A 17680-nucleotide genomic window follows, 5' to 3' on the forward strand; every position below is an offset into this window, starting at 1 on the left:
TCGTCATCTGATTTTAGATTTTAGATTTTAGATTGTGGAATTGCGACGGAGGATGAATCTGGGGGCTAGTGACCAAATTGCTCGATCGTTAGCCACCAGGAAAAAAGTGATTGGCTAAGGACTAATGACTAATGACTAATGATTAAAAGAATGCGGGTTGGTGGCGGATCAAATTCAGGAATTCTTCGCGAGTTTTCTGGTCCTCTTGAAACACGCCCAACATGGCACTCGTAACCGTCCAAGCACCGGGTTTTTGCACGCCCCGCATCGTCATGCACATATGGCTGGCTTCCATTACTACAGCTACTCCCTGCGGTTCCAATATTGTCTGAACTGCTTCGGCAACTTGACGAGTCAAACGTTCTTGGACCTGCAACCGACGGCTGTACATCTCGACAATTCTGGCTAATTTGCTCAGTCCCACGACTTTTTGGTTGGGAATGTAAGCTACGTGAACTCGACCCATAAACGGCAGCATATGGTGTTCGCACATACTGAATACGCTGATGTCTCGTACCAGTACCATTTCGTTGTGGCCTTCGTCAAAGATAGCGCCGTTGAGGAGTTCTTCGAGGGATTGAGTGTAGCCGCTGGTGAGAAACCGCAGTGCTTCTGCTACCCGCTTCGGGGTTTTGAGCAATCCTTCGCGTTCGGGGTCTTCTCCTACTCCCAGCAGCAGGGTGCGAACGGCCTCCATCATTTCTTCCTGGCCTACTTCTGAGGGTACGGGTACGTTGGATTCTTGACCGTGCGAGGAATTGCGATCGGGTCGAGTGGGGATGCGCGGGATGTTGTTGTCTGCAGTTTGTGAAAGTTTCATGCTGTCAGTCGAGGTTGAGTTCGAGCCATTGGAATCGGTGGAAGATGCAATTGTCATAAGAAGTTGGTGTGAGGGTGAATCGATTTTCGATTTTCGATTTTCGATTTTCGATAGGGGGATATAGCTAGAGATTCAAAGATTGTTGGATTCGAGAAAAATCCAGCAGTCTCAAATCTCAAGTTCACAAAACTCCTGCGTTGGACATGAGGGTGATTTCTTCAATTACTGCACTTGCTGGCAACTGAACTGCGTGCAGAATTGATTGGGCAACGATTTCTGGGGTTAACATGGCGCTGCGATCGAAGTCGGCTTGCACGGTGTCTGTGTCCCACATGGGAGTGTTGACAGAACCCGGACAGATTGCTGTTACCCGAATTCCGCGAGCCCGTTCTTCGGTGGCTAAGGTTTTAGACAAAGCCATGAGACCGAATTTGCTGACGCAGTAGGGGCCCCAGTTGGGGAAGGTTTGGATGCCGGCGATCGAGGAAACGTTGATGATAATTCCCGATCCGCGATCGCGCATCGACGGCAAAACTCCTAGAATGCACTGCCAAACACTAGTAAGATTGAGGTCTAGAACGCTCTGCCAGTCGGCTAGAGACGTTTCCGCCAACGAGCCGGTGTAGCCCATACCCGCGCTGTTGACCAGGATATCTACGGCACCCAATTGAGCTGCGATCGCGCTGATGCTGCTTTGCACTTGCTCAATTTTTGCCAAGTCTAAGGGATAAGCTTCTGCTTTCACTCCCACTTCTCGGGCTGCTGCGGCAACGGCTTCTAAGTTTTCTGACTCTCGGCTAACTAAGGCCAGATTTATGCCCTCGGCGGCAAACGCTAGAGCCGTCGCTTTGCCAATACCGCTGCTGGCTCCGGTAATCAGAGCCTGCTTTGTTGTTGGATGGTTCATCAGAAATATGGGCGGAGCGTAGTGGAGGGTTGAAACCCCGTCCTTTTAGGACGCCTTTACATTGACTTAAAACCTTTGCGGGGTGGAGGGGTATGGTTGCCCCTCCGATGAGGTATGGTTGCCTCAATCTCCTTTCGGAGTAAAGTTAGCACGCGCCTTTGTTTTAAGAGCTTGTTAGGCTGAAAGCACTGTCCCAGTGACCTTAGAACTGTTTAACCTTCAGCGACAGAGCAAAGGACTAGCTACGTATCCCAGGGTGTCGTGACTCAAAAAACGTAGTCAGTTAAGACTGAGGCCCGTCAAAACGGCTTGTTAGATTTCTCCTTCAAGCCTCATGCCTGATAGCTGAGGTTCTTGACTGTCCTAATACTTTCGCTCGGCAACTCCCTCAAGCATTGCAGCCTTCTTCGGCAAATTAGAAAGCTGTCTGCTAGGGCCGATCGCAGTTAATTATGAGATCAACATTAAGAACTGTTAAGCCGGTGTCACCTGAGAAATTATAACACTGCTGACAGATCCGCAGAATAATGAGTTATCAGTTATGAGTTTAAAGTTAAGAGATTTTTAAGTCCTAACTGATAACTCTGAATCGATCGGCTCAAGCAGAAAGTTCAGTGAATACACCGATGTCGCGAAACTTTTGATACCGGATATCGCGCCGCTGCTGACCAGTAAGCTGTGTCAGTTCTGCTAAGTTTTCTAACAAAGCTTGTTTGAGTATCGACGCAGCTTTGAGGGGATTCGAGTGAGCCCCGCCGATGGGCTCGGGTACTATTTGATCGAGAATGCCGAGGTTTTTCAAATCCCAGGAGGTGATTTTGAGGGCCTCTGCGGCCAAGTTAGCTTTGCCAGAGTCTTTCCAGAGGATGGCCGCACAAGCTTCGGGGGTGGCGACGGTGTAGACGGAATGTTCCAGCATCAACAGCCGCTCGCCGACACCGATACCCAATGCGCCGCCGGAACCTCCTTCGCCGATGACGGTGCAGATGATGGGAACGTCGAGCCGAAACATTTCTCGGAGGTTGCAGGCGATCGCCTCTCCCTGTCCGAGCTGTTCTGCTTCTAAGCCCGCCCAAGCTCCCGGAGTGTCGATAAACGTGAAAATTGGCATTCCGAAGCGATCGGCGTGTTCCATCAACCGCAGGGCTTTGCGGTAGCCGCCGGGAGCAGCCATGCCGAAGTTGCGGGCAATATTGTCTTTAGTGTCGCGCCCTTTTTGATGGCCGATGATGACTGTGGGACGCCCGTCTATGCGGGCAATTCCGCCGACGAGGGCCGGGTCGTCTGTGCCGCGCCGATCGCCGTGAAGCTCGATCCACTCGTCGCTAATTGCCTGAATGTAATCGAGGGTGCTGGGGCGGCGCGGGTGACGGGCGAGTTGCAGCCGCTGCATGGGGGACAAGCTGCTGAAAATTTCTTGTCGCAGTTGGGCCGAGCGAGCTTCGAGTTTGCGAATTTCGTCGGTGACATCGACGCCGTTTTCTGTGGCGAGTTCGCGGATCTGGTGAATTCGGGTTTCTAGTTCCGCCAGCGGCTTTTCAAAATCTAGGAGTAGTGGTTTGCGGTCTGAGTTTGGCACGCTGATAATTTCTATAAGGTTTTAATGTTTTGTCGATCGACTATTTCCAGATCCTACCCTGTCAGGGGATGCTGAAAAAGAGGGAAAATCGAAAGTTTTGAATTTTGAATAGTGATTTGCTGCCGGACGCCGTTGAAAACCAGGTGCTTGATGTTCGTTTTGTGGTAAACTGTTATGGCTCAGCTCAGAGTTTTACCCGGAGCTTTCCCCGCGCCCCTATGCCTGCCAACAGCAACAAAAGACCCAATCCTGCTGAATTGTTCGTTCGTACAAAAAGCGACAAAAGTACGATCGAACTCACTCCCTCGGAAGCTTTAACAGCCATTTCTGTATTAGCTGTTGCCGCCGACGGTCAAATCTCAGAAGAAGAAAGACAAACCCTTGCCGCCAATCACCTCCGCTTGTTCAGCTCTTATTCAGGGGAACACTTCCAAGAGCTTTTTAAGAAAGTCCTGAACTTGAGCCGTCATTACAATCCGGCTGAGGTATTTGCAGCTGCTAAAAATGCCCTAACTCCTCAGCTTCGAGAAACCGCTTTTGCGATCGCCACAGATTTAGTTTTGGTAGATGGAATATTCACTCAAGAAGAAAAGGAATTCTTAGTGGAACTTGCCGAAGCTTTAGAAATCTCCGACGAGATGGGCAAAAAAATTATCGAAGTGATGACTATCAAAAATTGCGGTCAAAACTTCTAAGCGCCTCAGCCTATTCGAGCGCTTGTTCGTTTGAAAATAGTAAGAATTATGTCATTTTGTTTTAACTACATAGGCGATCGGCCTCACGCTGAATTTTCCCAACACAAGCTACTCAAAAATTTTTGCCATTAATTTACAAATTGGATGCTCCTGAATGTCTTTAAATACTAGCTCTCCATTGTAAACAACATTCGTCACATAAATCCGGGGACTCATGATGAGGATTCGGAGCTTTTTTTTCGCTCCACCAAAAAATCCGGGGGCTTGTAGCCAGGCTGCTTTCGGTCAAAGGAGGCCTTATAAGCCTCCGTACCCCGAATCAACCACGCCTCTCGATCTCTCGGGGTGGCGGTCTTCTTTGTTCGGAAGCTGCCCAATCATATTTCGGGAGCATCCTGATTGTCAATGTACTTTCTAGGAATTGAAACAGTAATACAATCATAACAATGTGACCAAATATAGTATATTTTAATTAGGTCGAAAACAATAAGTTTAGGCAACTAACCTAGAAGTACAGCCTAAAACCCACTAAACATCAAGCGGTGACGATAGCGACTCACCTCGAACTTCGCCGTCGGCAATACAACTACCGATTAGGCGAGAGATTCAAATAATGGGAAGCGACTAGAACACCTATCAATGCCTGCCCTTTAACTGCATATCGAGTTTCAGTAGAGGGAATCTACAAGAATATTCCTCTAACTAGAGTGCAAACCAGAGATGGTAGACCAAAAGATGGATCTGGTAATCCCTTAACAAAAAAGGGTGCTGTTTTCTCAAACATTGATGATGGTTACGTGCAATGGCAAACTGTACACTTAACTGCCTTAAAAAACACAAAAAGACTATTTCCTGATTACAAAGCCTTGGATTCCCAGGTTTTGCAGGATGTAGTGAATCCTGTGGAAACTTCTTTCTCAAACTTTACGAGCCCCGACAGAAATGGCAATCGTAGAGGCCAGCTTAAATTTAAAGGTTGACCTTACTACAAATCTCTTACTTATCAACAACTTGATAATTTGAATATTATCAAAGATGAGCCTTCAGAGGATTTGTATCGACTACCGCCCAAGTATGCCAAGTGCCAATCCTATTCCATAGACCAATACCGAAAGGATTCAAGGTTAAGACTGAAACGGTTATCCCAGAAGCAGATGGATGGCATATTTACCTAACGCTAGAAGATAAAAAAGTTCCAGTAACGGTTGTATAAATTCAACAGACAGCAGAAAACAGTATTGGTATAGATATAGGGATTACTAATTACGCCTACCTATCCAATAGTATACGAGATGAAAACCCCAGATTTTTGAGAACCTCTGCTGAAAACTTTGCCAGACTTCAAGCAAAGTTAGCTAGCAGGGTTAAAGGTTCTAAGCCCTGGAAAATCCTCAAAGGCAAGATTTCTAAGCTCCATAAATTTGTAGCTAGAGCCAGAATTGATTTCCAATTCAAAACAGCACATAAGTTATTTGACAATTGTCATGTTTTGGTTGTAGAGGATTTTAGTCTTAAGAATTGGAGTAAACGCGCCCCAGTCAAGACTGATATTGAAGATGGCAATTTAGTTTACTTGATTATTTGGTCAGGCGGCGAAGAGTGGTTTGAATAAGTCACTGCTTGATGCTGCTCACGGTCAAATTGCTAATGTCATCAAATATGTCGCTGGGAAATTAGGTAAAAGCGTTGTATTCCTTGACCCCAAGGGAACTTCTCAACCTTGCTGGAATTGTCTCAACAAAGTGCCTAAAGAATTGTCAGATTGATGGCATTCTTGTCAGTGTGGTGAGTTTTGAGATCGAGACGAAAATTCAGCCAAGCTTATCAAAAAGATTGGATTGAATTGTGAAAGTGGCGGTGGTTCTACGTCACTCAAAAAAGCCCTGGCATCAAGGGAAAAAGAAGCCTGCGGTCTAACGGTACTCCGTGAACCGTCTGGTTTGTTCGCGGCGCATACCCTGCGTTAAAAAAGAAATAAAATATGCACAGGACTTAGGCATTTTAATGGTTTGGCGAGGGTTTGAGATTCTTCGCAACACTTGTGAATGACATAATTAGGTTGTTAATGCCTAAGTCAAATATGCAAACTTCCTCGTCATTTAATTCGGCTTGAACCCTCAATCCACCTTAAGCTATAACATCAACCAACATCAGGAATATCATGCAATCTACTCTATTAACCTGTAACGATCGTCCGCTTTGGGATACTTGGATGTCTTCCTGTTATTTTCCGGCACTCACTGTCGCAGATGAAATCGGCCTCTTTGCATTTTTAGAACAAACGCCTGCAACGCTAGAGGAAACCGCCAGCAAACTGGCTTTAGGCATCCGTGGCGCAGAATCGCTGCTCGGATTAATGGTATCTATCGGTTTCCTGACGCAAAGAAATGCCACATTTTATCTTACCGATACGGCGCGCACTTTCCTGCTGCCCGATAGCCAGTATTATTGGGGTGGAATCTTGCATTTGATGAAGAATTTGCCAGTTTCACATGAAACGGTGATGCATGCGATTAAAAACGATGCATCGACCTTTTATTCCAAAAATGATATTTGGGAAACGCATGAAATTGACACTGAACAGGCTAAAAAATTTGCCCAACACATGCACTCTCAAACCATCGCCCCCGCAACTGCGGCTGCACAATCTGCAGAGTTTGCGGGTATGACCAGGCTGCTTGACATTGGTGGCGGGATCGGCACTTTTTGCCTGCCACTGGCTGACAAATACCCGCAAATGAAATTCACCATCCTGGAACTCTCCGTTGTCTGCCAAATAGCCAATGAATTCATTATCACTCAGGGACTGAACAAGCAAATTGATACCGTTGCAATGGATTTTTTCAAAGACCCGTGGCCGCGCGACTATGACGGAATCATCTTCAGCAATATTTTCCATGATTGGGGCAAAGAAAAATGTGAATTCTTTGTCCGCCAGAGTTTTGATGCACTAGAGCCGGGTGGGAAAATCTTCATCCATGAAATTCTGCTCAATGATGGCAAGGATATGCCAAGCGTTGCCACCGCCTTCTCCCTAATCCTGATATTGATGACACAAGGAAAACAGTATTCAGCCCCGGAACTATTCCAGATGCTCAGCACGGCCGGATTCACCGATCTCAAGGTAATAAATACCTATGGCTATTATTCGATGGTGGTTGGCAGCAAGCCCAAATAAGCAGGCGACTACCCATCGCTACTTCCCCCCATCGTCATAGACCTTATCATCCAGATGGAACGAACCAGAGCCAACTTCAAAGGCAATGGTTCGTTCCAAAGCCTTATTCATCTCATCCCTGGCGCTAGTTCAGGCAGATTAAATATAGTTCACATCCAAATCATTAATATCATATCGTTTCCGGTTGCATTGGAATGATAAAGTCAAGGTCACTAATTCCACATTCCCCGACTCCCGACTCCCTACTCCCAACGGACCATCATTCCGGTGTAACCGGAATTGATATCATTCCCCAGCAAGACAGGAGCCTCAAAATATTTACAATACCATTGCGCTGTTTCGGCAATGCCTTGTTCCAACCTGTAGGGAGGATGGCAATTGAGCATCTCGGCAGCCTTTTGCACTGATACCTTCTGATGCAAAATCTCGCTACGATCCGTTTGCACAAACACCGGTTCAATATCACTGCAATTCATGACAGCCGCAATCAGATTGACCACCTCCAGCACCGCCCAGCTTCCCCCCATCGCCCAATTAAATGCCTGCCCCCGCACTGCGGGCAGATCCCATCCATTGTACAAAGCCATATAAGACTGAATCAGGTCTTTTACGTACAGATAATCGCGCTGGAAATCGCCAAGTTTGGGCAGCCGGATAATCGGCGCTTCCCTTTTATAAAAACGGCGAATACTGCCAGGAATGAGGCTGCTCGAATGCGGGTCGCCACCACCATAAATATTGCCAAAGTGTCCGATCGCAACTGGCAACCCATAGCTATGAGCATAAGCCTGGGATATCAAATCCTCACATGATTTTGAGCAATCATAAGGATGGCGACCAATCGATGGCATATCTTAGGTATAAGGAAGATGCGGACTATCTCCATAGGCTTTATCACTGGAAGCAACGATCGCCTTTTCGATCGGGTCCGGGCTATTTCGGCACGCCTCCAGCAAATTATACGTTCCCCGCACATTGACCTCAAACGCAATTCTGGGTGCATTAAACGCCAGCTTCTCAATCGATAGCCAAGCCAAATGAAAAACAGTAGAAATACCGTTTTCCTTAATCACGCGATCGATCAAATCATAGTCGGAGAAATTGCCAATCACATTATGTACCTTATGCAGCAAGCCACTGCCCACATAATGCGTATTCGGGTTCCAGTGCGCCAAAATTGTAGTAACATTCGCACCACTCTGCAACAAATATTCAGTCAACTAGATCCCCGTGAAACCTGAGGCACCCGTCACTAGCACTTGTTTACTTTTAAGGTTTTTTTCTAGCGTAATCCCTCAAAAAAGTAATAAACATACAACATTTTTACATTATCTAGTCTTTACCACAGCCTCTGTCAGTAACGCGCCTGCGAAGAGACTAAGGCTTGCTCAGAAAGAAGCTGCATTATGGCGATCGTCAGATTCATTGATTCCCCAAAACTCTCTTGCCGCATAACTGTGTAGGGCTTGCTGAATAAAAGCAGAAGGCAAGCGAGATAACGGTTTTATTCTTTTTTTGACGCCCGCAAGTGCAAGTTATAGCATAAGCGAGGCTCAAAACCATTGCACTTTCGTGGCAAGTCGCTGGGTAAATTTGAGAAATAAGCGACGCACCTACTATTTTTTAAGCTGTGGGGCGCGAGCTTATTCGCTCTGTAGACTTTTTCAGCAAGCCCTATATATTAGACATAATTTTTCTGCCTAATCTTACTATAGGGCGTTTATACAGACTAACACTGAATAGTATTAGCTTGTTTTTTTGAGCATAAAACCTAGGGAGTAATATTAAAATTTCCGGCCCCTAGAAACCGGGTTTTTATGAGAATTAAAAGCCTTAAGCAGTATTCTCCTAAAAACCCGTTTTCTGCCTAACTCCTACAGTTAACTGTCAACTGTCAACTGTCAACATCAAAATGATATTAATAAAGGTCGGAAACCGTGTTTGACAGAAATATGACCGATTTGCTCCATCTTTTCCACAGTAATTTGATTCCGTCCCCAAGAAAAATTGGTATACAATTTTTCAAACTCCAGCAGCATTGATTCAGCAAAACAGGCAAACAACTGTCGGCCCGGTACATCCATATTGACAATCTTCATAATTTTCCACTCAATATCGAGGGAATGCTCCACAATGCCGCCATTGAGTACGTAAATTTCGGGATGCTGAACCTGAGTTGCCAGATTTTTCGGATAGCCACCGTCAATCAATAAACAGGGTTGCTTCAATGTTTTAGGGTCAATTTCTACTCCCTTTGGCATACTGGCTACCCACACTACAATATCCGCTTGGGGGAGGGCTTCTTCCAAATCCATGATTTTGCCTCGCCCCAATTCCGATTGCAAATCTTGCAATCGTTCTTTGTCGCGGGCAATGAGCAACAATTCTGCTACATTTGTTTTAACATTCAGCCAGCGACACACCGCACTGCCAATATCGCCAGTAGCACCGCAAACGGCTACAGTGGCTTTTGAAAGTTCAATCCCTAATTTGGGGGCTGCTTCTTCTACTTGGCGGCAGAGGATGTAAGCCGTGTGAGTGTTGCCGGTTGTGAAGCGCTCGAACTCCAACTTGAGATTGCGAATTTGCTTAATTTGCTGCAAGTTGAAAGTCTCAAAAATGATTGAAGAAAAGCCGCCTAAAGCAGTGATGTTAATCCCGTTTTTTTGAGCGTGTGCCATCGCATTAAGGATTTTGCGAGTGGCTGCTTTAATCCGGCGAGTGGCTAGCATTTCTGGCAGAAAACAGGACTCCACATAGCGACCTTCTATTTTTTGTCCAGTGATGCTTGTTACGGTGATATGATCAACTATTTGGGGCGGCGCGCTGCACCAAAAATCGAGACCTTGATCGGCATATTCTGGATAGCCCAGCTCGTTAGCTACTGATTGGGCGTGTTCTAAGCTGGTTAAGTGACCGATTAGACCAAACATTAAGTTGTCAAATGAAGGAAGATTGAAAAGGGAAGATGGAAGATGGAAGATGGAAGATGGAAGATGGAAGATGGAAGATGGGAAGATTAAAAATTTATATTTAAAAATGAGTTATCCCCTTTTTAATTTTTAATTTTTAATTTTTTTCCCATTCCTTATTTCCGAATTAACTAGGCGGCGAGGCCTTGTGCTGACATCCGCATGATATCGCGGTTGTTAAAGCCAATGTTACCTAGGGCTTCGCCGTAGGCAATCATAAAGTCTTCGATTAAAGCGTCTTTTTCCATTCCCAAGACCCGGGCATCGTCTGCGACAGCGTTTAGCAGCTTCCAGATGATGGGCAGGTTTTGGCGGTTGGCGGCTTCGAGTTCGGCTTTGGATTCCTCAAAGTGAGCTTGCAGCCAGACTTCCCCAAAGTTGAGGTGGCTGTATTCTTCTTTGACGACGCCTTCGGTGATTTTGCGGGCAAAGTCATCGGCGACGGGGATGTAGATGTTGTAAGCTGCGATCGCAAAACACTCGATAATTAGCGATTGAATCAGCAAGCAAGTTACAATCTGACCTTGAGCAGCGGCCGTTTGGAAGTTTCTATGCAAATCCGAAAAGAACTGCTTGGCAAATGCCATGTCCGGCGTGACTTTGAGATTCCTGCCGCAAGCTTGGAAGCCTTTCATGTGGCGGTTCTCCATCTTGGACAAGCCAATTAACTCTGCTTTTTTGTCAGCCAACAGTTCGGCCAGTGTCAGGTAGTTGTCGTGAGCTTCTTGTTCGCCTTCAATCACAATGGCGTTGATACGGCTGTAAGCATCTTTGTAAGTTTCGGTTTGAAAGTCAATTGTTGGGCTGGCCTCAAGCTGGGGCATAGATATGTAGTCTCCTTATATAAGCTTCTGGGATGTTTGGAAGCCGCTTTAAAATTGGGGTCCGTGACAGTGCACTTTACCTATTTTGAACGCACCCCATCTAAATCAAAGATTATAGCTGAGGATTCTTTCGACAAAGAACTTTTCTTTGGCGATCCGGGAAAAACTGGCGTCCTCAGCGTGTGTGCCGGACTTTTGCCGTCGAACACTCCAGAAAGACTATCGCTAGAATGCTATCTATTTACTAATTACTTGAATTAGTCGTTAGTCTATCTGTTGCCGGGAAATAGATGATAGAAATACGGTCTATGTCTCCACCTTTAAGGGTTTTACAGTACCAACTCTATCTCTAAAATTATATCCTAATCACAACTTCCTCCCTTGGTACTCCTTCTTTCCCTCTACGACATATTATGTTGTTGTATGGGAATCTGGGAGGCGATCGGGTTGGAGAACCTCACAGGCTTATTATTTTAGGTTAATTCACAAATTTATGGGTAAATCCTTTGACAGGTCTCAAGCGCTGGAATTGCTGAGTTTTATTTTTTTGCTGGCGGGGGCTGCGCTGGTGCTGCTGCCGCTGGCTGCTGTATTTTTGGTTTCGCTGTCACCATCGGGTGTTGGTGTCAAGCCCACAGCCCTGACTTTGGCGAACTATCAGGAGGCTTGGCGACGGGGTAATTTTTTGTTGGCATTCTTTAATTCTACTCTAGTGGCGATCGCAGTGACTGGTTTTCAGGTTGTGACTTCTGCTTTGGCCGGTTATGCTTTGGCCAGGCTGAAGTTTCGGGGGCGGCAGGCCCTAGTTTTGGGGGTTTTGGCGACGCTGGCTATTCCGTTTCAGCTTTTGGTGATTCCGATTTTCTTGATTTTGAAGTGGGGCCATTTGCTGAATACTTACGGGGCGCTGATTTTGCCGACGGCGGCTAACGGTTTTGGGATTTTTCTGCTGCGCCAGTATTTTATGACTGTTCCGGTGGAGTTGGAGGAGGCGGCAATGCTGGATGGGGCTAACCGCTGGCAAGTTTTGTGGCAGGTGATGTTACCTTTGGCCCGCCCTGCTTTGGTGACGCTGTTTTTGTTTACTTTTATCGGGGAGTGGAACGATTTGTTTAAGCCGCTGGTGTTTACGACGCGGCCCCAGTTGCGGACTGTGCAGTTGGTTTTGGCGGAATTTCAGGAACAGTTTACTAGCAGTTGGCAGTTGTTGATGGCGGCGGTGGTAATTGGAACTGTACCTGTGGTATTGCTGTTTTTGGTGGGTCAGCGGCAGTTTATTCGGGGGATTGCGGCGACGGGGATTAAGAATTGAGTTTGAGATGCTTCGCAATTAAGTTTGTAGTCATAGGTTGAACCATTCTCAAGAACAGGCAAGATGCTTGTTCCACCAATACTAAATGTTCTTGTGGAACAGGCATCTTGCCTGTTGCTGACATTGGTGCAAGATGCGAGTTTGCAGTCACTCGGCGATTGAAATCGCTACTATACAAACTTTCGTCCACTCCGAGCCCACAAGCGAGATAAAGGGGATATCAAAGCTGTATTACGTGAATCTATGCAAAAGCTCGGTTTGTTCTTATTTGTCCTATCTTTTCTGCCCTGGCTGGTAATCTTGTTTGTGGTGCCGTTCCTACCGCTGGACATTACCCAAAAAACTACTTTATCTGTCGTTCTAGCTGTTGGGGCAGAAGTTTGTTTTTGGATTAGCGTGGTGCTGTTGGGGAAAGAAGTAGTTACCAAATATCGGCGTTATTTGCATCCCCGCTATCTTTGGAAAAAAATCAGAAATTTCAACCGCAGATGAACCGGAATCGACGCAGATAATGAGCCGGGATGTTGGCGTTTATCTGCGGTCAAGGTTGAGCTATTCACTGAAAATTTGCAAGCGAATAGAGCGTTCTCCGTCTCCGAAGTCCACTTCTATCTTTTCTCCCGAAAGAGTGTCCAAGCATCCCAAAAGCAACCGCAAATTGGGTGTGCTTGCTCCTGTATCCACGTACAATCTATCTGCCAAACTGCCTAAGCGCTTCCAAATAGTGTAGAGTTTGACTACTGTTTGTTCTAGCTGTGCGGCTTGTTTTACAACGTCGGCGGTGGTTCCCAAACAGCCGACTCGCAAAGATTCTTCTAAGGCCATTTCCATGTCTAAGTGAGGCTGATTGAGAGCTTGCACTTGGGCGGCGGCGTCGAGATATTTTGATAAGTTCTTGGCGTCGGAAGTTAGCTGTTTGACAGTATCTACGTCGGGATTTTCTGCTACTTCTTTTTGAATTTCGCTTTGGTGAGATGGGGAGAGTTTCTCCATTTCTTTGACTAAAGGAGCAAGGTAGCGGGAAGGTAGAGAACCGGTAGATGCTTTTTCTTTGACTTCTTCGGGCAATAATTCTGAGTTCATTGCCATCCATTCGTCGGAGAGTTGTTTGACTTCGCGGCGGGTGATGCGATCGCCATTTGCTGCTGCATCTGTTACCATTTGCTGGACTTCGGGAGATGCTTTGGCGGTTTCTACAAAGGCTCTTTTGCTGAAGTTTCTAATGGAATCTGGGTCTAAATCTCCTTGCTGGATCAGAGTATCGGCACTATTAGCTAATTCTATCAAAGAATAGGCTTGACTTTTGCCAATTTCTCTTTCTTTGAGCCAGTTCAAAAAGCCTGTGCCGCGTCCTTCGCCGCCTTTTTTTTCTCTGTCTCGGACTGTTCGGAGAATGCGTCCCCGCCAAATGTCGGTTTGCAAGTCGAAGCGATCGCACACTTTCCAGGCATTGTCAACTTGATTTTCAAAGTCAAAGTCTGGTAGTTGTTCGTCTTCGGGGTCTGGCAATTGGAAATTGATATCGGTAAAGCCGTTGAGGGCTTCTGCAAGTTCTGCGGGATTTAGGGGGACTTCAGCCATTAGGAAAAATTTGTGTAGTGCAATAGCCGGTTTAAGTGGGAATTTGCACGGGTTGACAGTTGAGACGCTACCTGTAGTAGTCAGGGGGGCTAGGCTCACCCTACTAATAGAGTTTTTGTGCAAGTCATATTATTATTGCACGATGGAGGGCGATCGGCGAAAAGATACTCAAAAAGACTCCGGGCACGCCCCTGATGGGACTTGAGGCGAGTGCTGGCTGTGGGGGGATTGAGTTAAAGTGAATTAGGATATTATAGGATGGGATTACCTACTGTACTCGATCGCTAATTTTGAGAATATGCTCGTCAGCCTGACTATAATTTAAGTAGCTGAAAACTCAAGTTAATTTATGCCAGCTAAAGATATCTACCACAACGAAGTTAAAAATGCCTTACTCAAAGACGGTTGGACAATTACGGCCGATCCATACTTTATTAAATATGAGGATGCCGAGTTATATGCTGATTTAGCAGCAGAAAAACCGATTGCAGCACAACGTCAGGGACAAAAGATAGTTGTTGAAATTAAGAGCTTTGTTGGGCGATCGCTAATGTATGATTTTCACGGCGCACTCGGTCAATATATGGTCTACAGAAATCTCATTAAACTCACAGATCCAGAATACAAGCTATATTTAGCAATTGACGATTTTGTATACAAAAACTTTTTTCAACGCAAGTCCATACAATTAATTATTAATGAAAATAAGCTGTTGTTAATAGTAGTTGAAATGGAAAAGGAGGAAATTCTGCAATGGATCGACTAAAATACTATCGGAGTACGATCGAAAAAATATTGACTGAATATTATGAACTCGGTGTCAAGGGAGGGATGGCGCTAGATGAATTAGAGACAGACAGCCGCCTTGCCTTTGACGAAAAACGAGATCAATATCTCTGGTTTCGCTCTGGTTGGGAGGAAAAAAAACGGATCTGCCACATTACGATGTATCTTCGTATTAAAGATGGCAAAATTTGGGTGGAAGAAGATTGGACAGATTTGTGTGTAGTTGATGATTTACTAGCAGCAGGAATTCCTAAGAGCGATATTGTTTTAGGGTTTCACAATCCCTCTAAACGGAAATTGACGGAGTTTGCTGTTGGTTGATGCTATAAGTGCGATCGTCCGAGAGGAGAAGCTGCGGGGCGATCGCTATCTTCTGATGCTAGAATTAAGAACAATCGAATAAATAGAGTAAAAATATGACAATTTACGATCTAACTTCGGCTAAAATTACCCAACTGCCAGAGTCACTTGTTCAAGAAGTGAATGATTTCATAGACTTTTTGCTCCTCAAATATAACAGTGAATTGCCACAGTTAACTGAATCCGACTTTTCTGACTATTTAAAGAATTTAGAAGCCTACGAAGAAAAGTTAGCGCGAGGAGAAATTCAATGGTAGGGGCTTCATCAGTAAATGTAACTTATACCAGAGGAGATGTCATATTGTGCGATTTAAATCCGGTAGTTGGTACAGAGCAAGCTGGCATAAGACCTGTTGTCATCTTACAGATCGATCGTGCTAATGCAGTAAGTCCTCATACTATTATTGCACCGTTTACTACTAAGATTCGTCGCGCTCTTTTACCTTCTCATGTATTTGTGCCATCTGGAGTTGGGGGTTTAAATCAAGATTCAGTGATACTTTGCGAACAGATTCGAGTTATTGACAAATCTAGGGTTATTAGGATAATCGGTCATTTAGATGACAATTATATGGATGGGCTGGCAGTAGCCCTGCGTGTGATTTTAGGTTTGTGAGCGATCGCACTTCGTCATTGTAAAGATATGGGGCGATCGCTATTTTGAGATGCTAAAATTGAGAGCAGTAGCTAAAGGAAAAATGTCATGTCAGAACAAGACATCGCTAAGATCATTACGATCGAACCGGGGAAGCGTGGTGGCAAACCCTGTATTCGGGGCATGAGAATTACGGTTTATGACGTGTTGGAATATCTTGCATCTGGGATGACTTATCAAGAAATCCTAGATGATTTTCCCTATCTCACGCAACAGGATATTTTAGCTTGTTTGAGTTTCGCGGCTAAACGAGAGCAGTTTATGTTATTTGTTGGGTGATGAAACTACTTTTGTTAGATCAAAATCTTTCTCCCCGTCTTATCAATCTCCTTGCTGACATTTATCCGGGTTCCGTTCATGTCGATAGGATTGGATTACCTACCGCACCCGATCGCGAGGTTTGGGATTATGCTCGTCAGCATGACTATATTGTCGTTACCAAGGATGCGGATTTTAGCGAATTGAGTCTATTGTTGGGATTTCCTCCGAAGGTAATTTGGATACGACGCGGAAATTGCTCGACGCGGGATATCGAGGCGCTACTAAGAGAGAACTATGATGCGATCGCAGCTTTAAGTGACGCTCCTAATAGTGGCATTATCACTTTGTTTTAAGGAAAATGAAAAAATAACTACTACCTCCCTGCGTGAAATCATGCCCCAAGACTTCTCCGGTAAAAATCTCCGAGGCCGCAACTTCAAAGGTGAAAACCTCACAGGTGCAAAATTCATGGGTGCAGACATCCGAGGCGCAAACTTCACCAATGCCCTCCTCAGAGAAGCTGACTTCACCCGTGCCAAAGCTGGACTCCAACGTCGCTGGACAATTTTTCTAGTAACTATCTCGCTATTTCTATCGGTAATATCGGGATTGATGTCAGGCTTTGCTAGTTTCTGGGTAGCAGTTTTTTTCATTCAAGATAACATCAAACGGTACACCATTATTCCCGGTGTAGTTGTGTTGATAGTTTTGGCAATCTTCTTTATGGCTACTATCTGCCAAGGTCTAGGGGCAGGGGCAGGGGCAGGGGCAGGGGCAGCGTTAGTGGCAGTGGTAGTGGCAGGAGCAGTGGCAGTGGTAGTGGCTGCGGCAGGGGCAGGGGCAGGGGCAGGGGCAGGGGCAATGGCAGTGGCAGCGGCAGTGGTAGTGGCTGGGGCAGCGTTAGCGGCAGTGGCAGCCGCAGGGGCAGTGGCAGTGGCAGTGGCAGTGGCAGCGGCAGTGGCAGCAGCAGGGGCAGGGGCAGGAGCAGGGGCAGGGGCAGTCGCAGGGGTAGTGGCAGGGGTAGTGGCTGGGGCAGTGGCAGCGGCAGTGGCTGGGGCAGCGGTTGGGGCAGGGGCAGGGGGGGGGGCAGGGGCAGTGGCAGTGGCAGGGGCAGCGGCAGTGGCAGCGGCAGTGGCAGGGGCAGTGGCAGGGGCAGTAGCAGTGGCAGTAGTATTAGCAGGACTAGGTATTTACATTGCTTGGCGTGCCCTGGCTGGGGATGAGAAACACGCCTTTGTTCTCAAAATTGCCATTGTCTTTGCCACTACAGGTGGCACTAGCTTTCGCAAGGCGGATCTAACTGATGCCAATTTCACTGAGGCAACTCTCAAAAGTACAGATTTTAGAACAGCTAATCTCACTCGCACTTGCTTCCGAAAGACAGAAAAACTCGCTCGCGCGCGAGTCGGTAAATCGATATTAGCTGATACTCGCATCCGAAAATTACTCATCACTGGCGATGGCTACAAAAAATCCTATGTTGGTGCGAATCTCCAAGGAGCAAACCTGACAGGCGATGTTAATCTCAGCTATGCTAATCTCAAGCAGGCTAACCTCAGCGAAGCAACTTTGCATCAAGCTAATTTGGAATTTGCAAACCTGACTGAAACTCAAGCCTTAGCAACAGATTTTACAGAAGCTTATGTTACAGGTGCTTGTTTGGAAGCTTGGAACGTATCCGCTCAATAAATCGGGGTAACAGCAAAAAAGAAGGTTCACAATCTAGGCACAGCATGGTAGAATATAAAGC

Annotated in this window: 20 protein-coding genes and 2 pseudogenes; 15 read left to right on the forward strand and 7 right to left on the reverse strand. The window is 46.0% G+C overall.

The window, feature by feature from the left end:
* Positions 1-142: 142 nt before the first annotated feature.
* From folE to accA, 3 genes are all read right to left on the reverse strand, one after another.
* Positions 143-877: a GTP cyclohydrolase I FolE gene (folE, locus tag QUB61_RS24610; RefSeq protein ID WP_333132801.1), complete on the reverse strand. Its 735-nt coding sequence runs from the start codon at positions 875-877 to the stop codon at positions 143-145.
* 124 nt (positions 878-1001) lie between these two features.
* Positions 1002-1727 (reverse strand): SDR family oxidoreductase, encoded by a 726-nt coding sequence (locus QUB61_RS24615; RefSeq protein ID WP_333132802.1) that lies wholly within the window; start codon positions 1725-1727, stop codon positions 1002-1004.
* A 598-nt stretch (positions 1728-2325) separates the two neighbouring features.
* Entirely contained in the window at positions 2326-3306 is a 981-nt protein-coding gene (gene accA / locus QUB61_RS24620; protein WP_333132803.1) for an acetyl-CoA carboxylase carboxyl transferase subunit alpha, read from the reverse strand.
* A gap of 104 nt (positions 3307-3410) precedes the next feature.
* Between accA and QUB61_RS24625 the strand changes: the two genes are divergently transcribed.
* The 5 genes and pseudogenes from QUB61_RS24625 to QUB61_RS24640 all read left to right on the forward strand — a co-directional run bounded on the left by QUB61_RS24625 (position 3411) and on the right by QUB61_RS24640 (position 7179).
* Entirely contained in the window at positions 3411-4001 is a 591-nt protein-coding gene (locus QUB61_RS24625; RefSeq protein ID WP_333132804.1) for a tellurite resistance TerB family protein, read from the forward strand.
* Positions 4002-4522: 521 nt separating this feature from the next.
* Positions 4523-4615 (forward strand): annotated as a pseudogene (locus tag QUB61_RS40040) (hypothetical protein); the annotation flags it as partial.
* Positions 4616-5256: 641 nt separating this feature from the next.
* Positions 5257-5613, forward strand: a complete 357-nt coding sequence (locus tag QUB61_RS24630) for a transposase (protein WP_333132820.1) — start codon at positions 5257-5259, stop codon at positions 5611-5613.
* Positions 5606-5767, forward strand: coding sequence for a zinc ribbon domain-containing protein (locus QUB61_RS24635; protein WP_333132805.1), 162 nt, complete (start codon positions 5606-5608; stop codon positions 5765-5767). The genes QUB61_RS24630 and QUB61_RS24635 overlap by 8 nt, the downstream gene beginning before the upstream one ends.
* A 395-nt stretch (positions 5768-6162) precedes the next feature.
* The gene (locus QUB61_RS24640; RefSeq protein ID WP_333132806.1) at positions 6163-7179 is read left to right on the forward strand and encodes a methyltransferase; all 1017 of its coding nucleotides are present in this window, start codon (positions 6163-6165) and stop codon (positions 7177-7179) included.
* 242 nt (positions 7180-7421) lie between these two features.
* On the opposite strand, the pseudogene QUB61_RS24645 reads toward QUB61_RS24640, so the two are convergent.
* From QUB61_RS24645 to QUB61_RS24655, 3 genes and pseudogenes are all read right to left on the reverse strand, one after another.
* Positions 7422-8399 (reverse strand): annotated as a pseudogene (locus QUB61_RS24645) (NAD-dependent epimerase/dehydratase family protein).
* Between the two features lie 687 nt (positions 8400-9086).
* A complete protein-coding gene (locus tag QUB61_RS24650; protein ID WP_333132807.1) occupies positions 9087-10112 on the reverse strand; it encodes a long-chain acyl-[acyl-carrier-protein] reductase in 1026 nt (341 codons plus the stop codon).
* Positions 10113-10282: 170 nt separating this feature from the next.
* Positions 10283-10975, reverse strand: a complete 693-nt coding sequence (locus tag QUB61_RS24655) for an aldehyde oxygenase (deformylating) (RefSeq protein ID WP_333132808.1) — start codon at positions 10973-10975, stop codon at positions 10283-10285.
* Between the two features lie 69 nt (positions 10976-11044).
* On the opposite strand from QUB61_RS24655, the gene QUB61_RS24660 reads away from it, so the two are divergent.
* From QUB61_RS24660 to QUB61_RS24670, 3 genes are all read left to right on the forward strand, one after another.
* Entirely contained in the window at positions 11045-11236 is a 192-nt protein-coding gene (locus QUB61_RS24660) for a hypothetical protein (protein ID WP_333132809.1), read from the forward strand.
* Positions 11237-11468: 232 nt separating this feature from the next.
* Positions 11469-12287, forward strand: a complete 819-nt coding sequence (locus QUB61_RS24665) for a carbohydrate ABC transporter permease (protein ID WP_333132810.1) — start codon at positions 11469-11471, stop codon at positions 12285-12287.
* Between the two features lie 243 nt (positions 12288-12530).
* Positions 12531-12779: a transporter suffix domain-containing protein gene (locus tag QUB61_RS24670; RefSeq protein WP_333132811.1), complete on the forward strand. Its 249-nt coding sequence runs from the start codon at positions 12531-12533 to the stop codon at positions 12777-12779.
* Positions 12780-12839: 60 nt separating this feature from the next.
* On the opposite strand, the gene QUB61_RS24675 is transcribed toward QUB61_RS24670, so the two are convergent.
* Positions 12840-13868 carry a hypothetical protein gene (locus QUB61_RS24675; protein ID WP_333132812.1) on the reverse strand — a complete coding sequence of 343 codons (1029 nt, stop codon included), beginning with the start codon at positions 13866-13868 and terminating at the stop codon, positions 12840-12842.
* A gap of 349 nt (positions 13869-14217) precedes the next feature.
* Between QUB61_RS24675 and QUB61_RS24680 the strand changes: the two genes are divergently transcribed.
* The 7 genes from QUB61_RS24680 to QUB61_RS24710 all read left to right on the forward strand — a co-directional run bounded on the left by QUB61_RS24680 (position 14218) and on the right by QUB61_RS24710 (position 17619).
* Positions 14218-14634, forward strand: a complete 417-nt coding sequence (locus QUB61_RS24680) for a XisH family protein (protein ID WP_333132813.1) — start codon at positions 14218-14220, stop codon at positions 14632-14634.
* Positions 14622-14975, forward strand: coding sequence for a XisI protein (locus QUB61_RS24685; protein ID WP_333132814.1), 354 nt, complete (start codon positions 14622-14624; stop codon positions 14973-14975). Before QUB61_RS24680 ends, QUB61_RS24685 begins: the two co-directional genes overlap by 13 nt.
* A 95-nt stretch (positions 14976-15070) precedes the next feature.
* On the forward strand, positions 15071-15271 hold the full coding sequence (locus QUB61_RS24690) for a DUF2281 domain-containing protein (protein WP_333132815.1): 201 nt from the start codon (positions 15071-15073) through the stop codon (positions 15269-15271).
* Positions 15265-15630, forward strand: coding sequence for a type II toxin-antitoxin system PemK/MazF family toxin (locus tag QUB61_RS24695; RefSeq protein ID WP_333132816.1), 366 nt, complete (start codon positions 15265-15267; stop codon positions 15628-15630). The genes QUB61_RS24690 and QUB61_RS24695 overlap by 7 nt, the downstream gene beginning before the upstream one ends.
* Positions 15631-15717: 87 nt before the next feature.
* The gene (locus tag QUB61_RS24700) at positions 15718-15948 is read left to right on the forward strand and encodes a DUF433 domain-containing protein (RefSeq protein WP_333132817.1); all 231 of its coding nucleotides are present in this window, start codon (positions 15718-15720) and stop codon (positions 15946-15948) included.
* Entirely contained in the window at positions 15948-16283 is a 336-nt protein-coding gene (locus QUB61_RS24705) for a DUF5615 family PIN-like protein (protein ID WP_333132818.1), read from the forward strand. The genes QUB61_RS24700 and QUB61_RS24705 overlap by 1 nt, the downstream gene beginning before the upstream one ends.
* 40 nt (positions 16284-16323) lie before the next feature.
* Positions 16324-17619, forward strand: a complete 1296-nt coding sequence (locus QUB61_RS24710) for a pentapeptide repeat-containing protein (protein WP_333132819.1) — start codon at positions 16324-16326, stop codon at positions 17617-17619.
* Positions 17620-17680 lie beyond the last annotated feature (61 nt).

This window comes from Microcoleus sp. C2D2 (assembly GCF_036702495.1).
Classification (GTDB): domain Bacteria; phylum Cyanobacteriota; class Cyanobacteriia; order Cyanobacteriales; family Microcoleaceae; genus Microcoleus.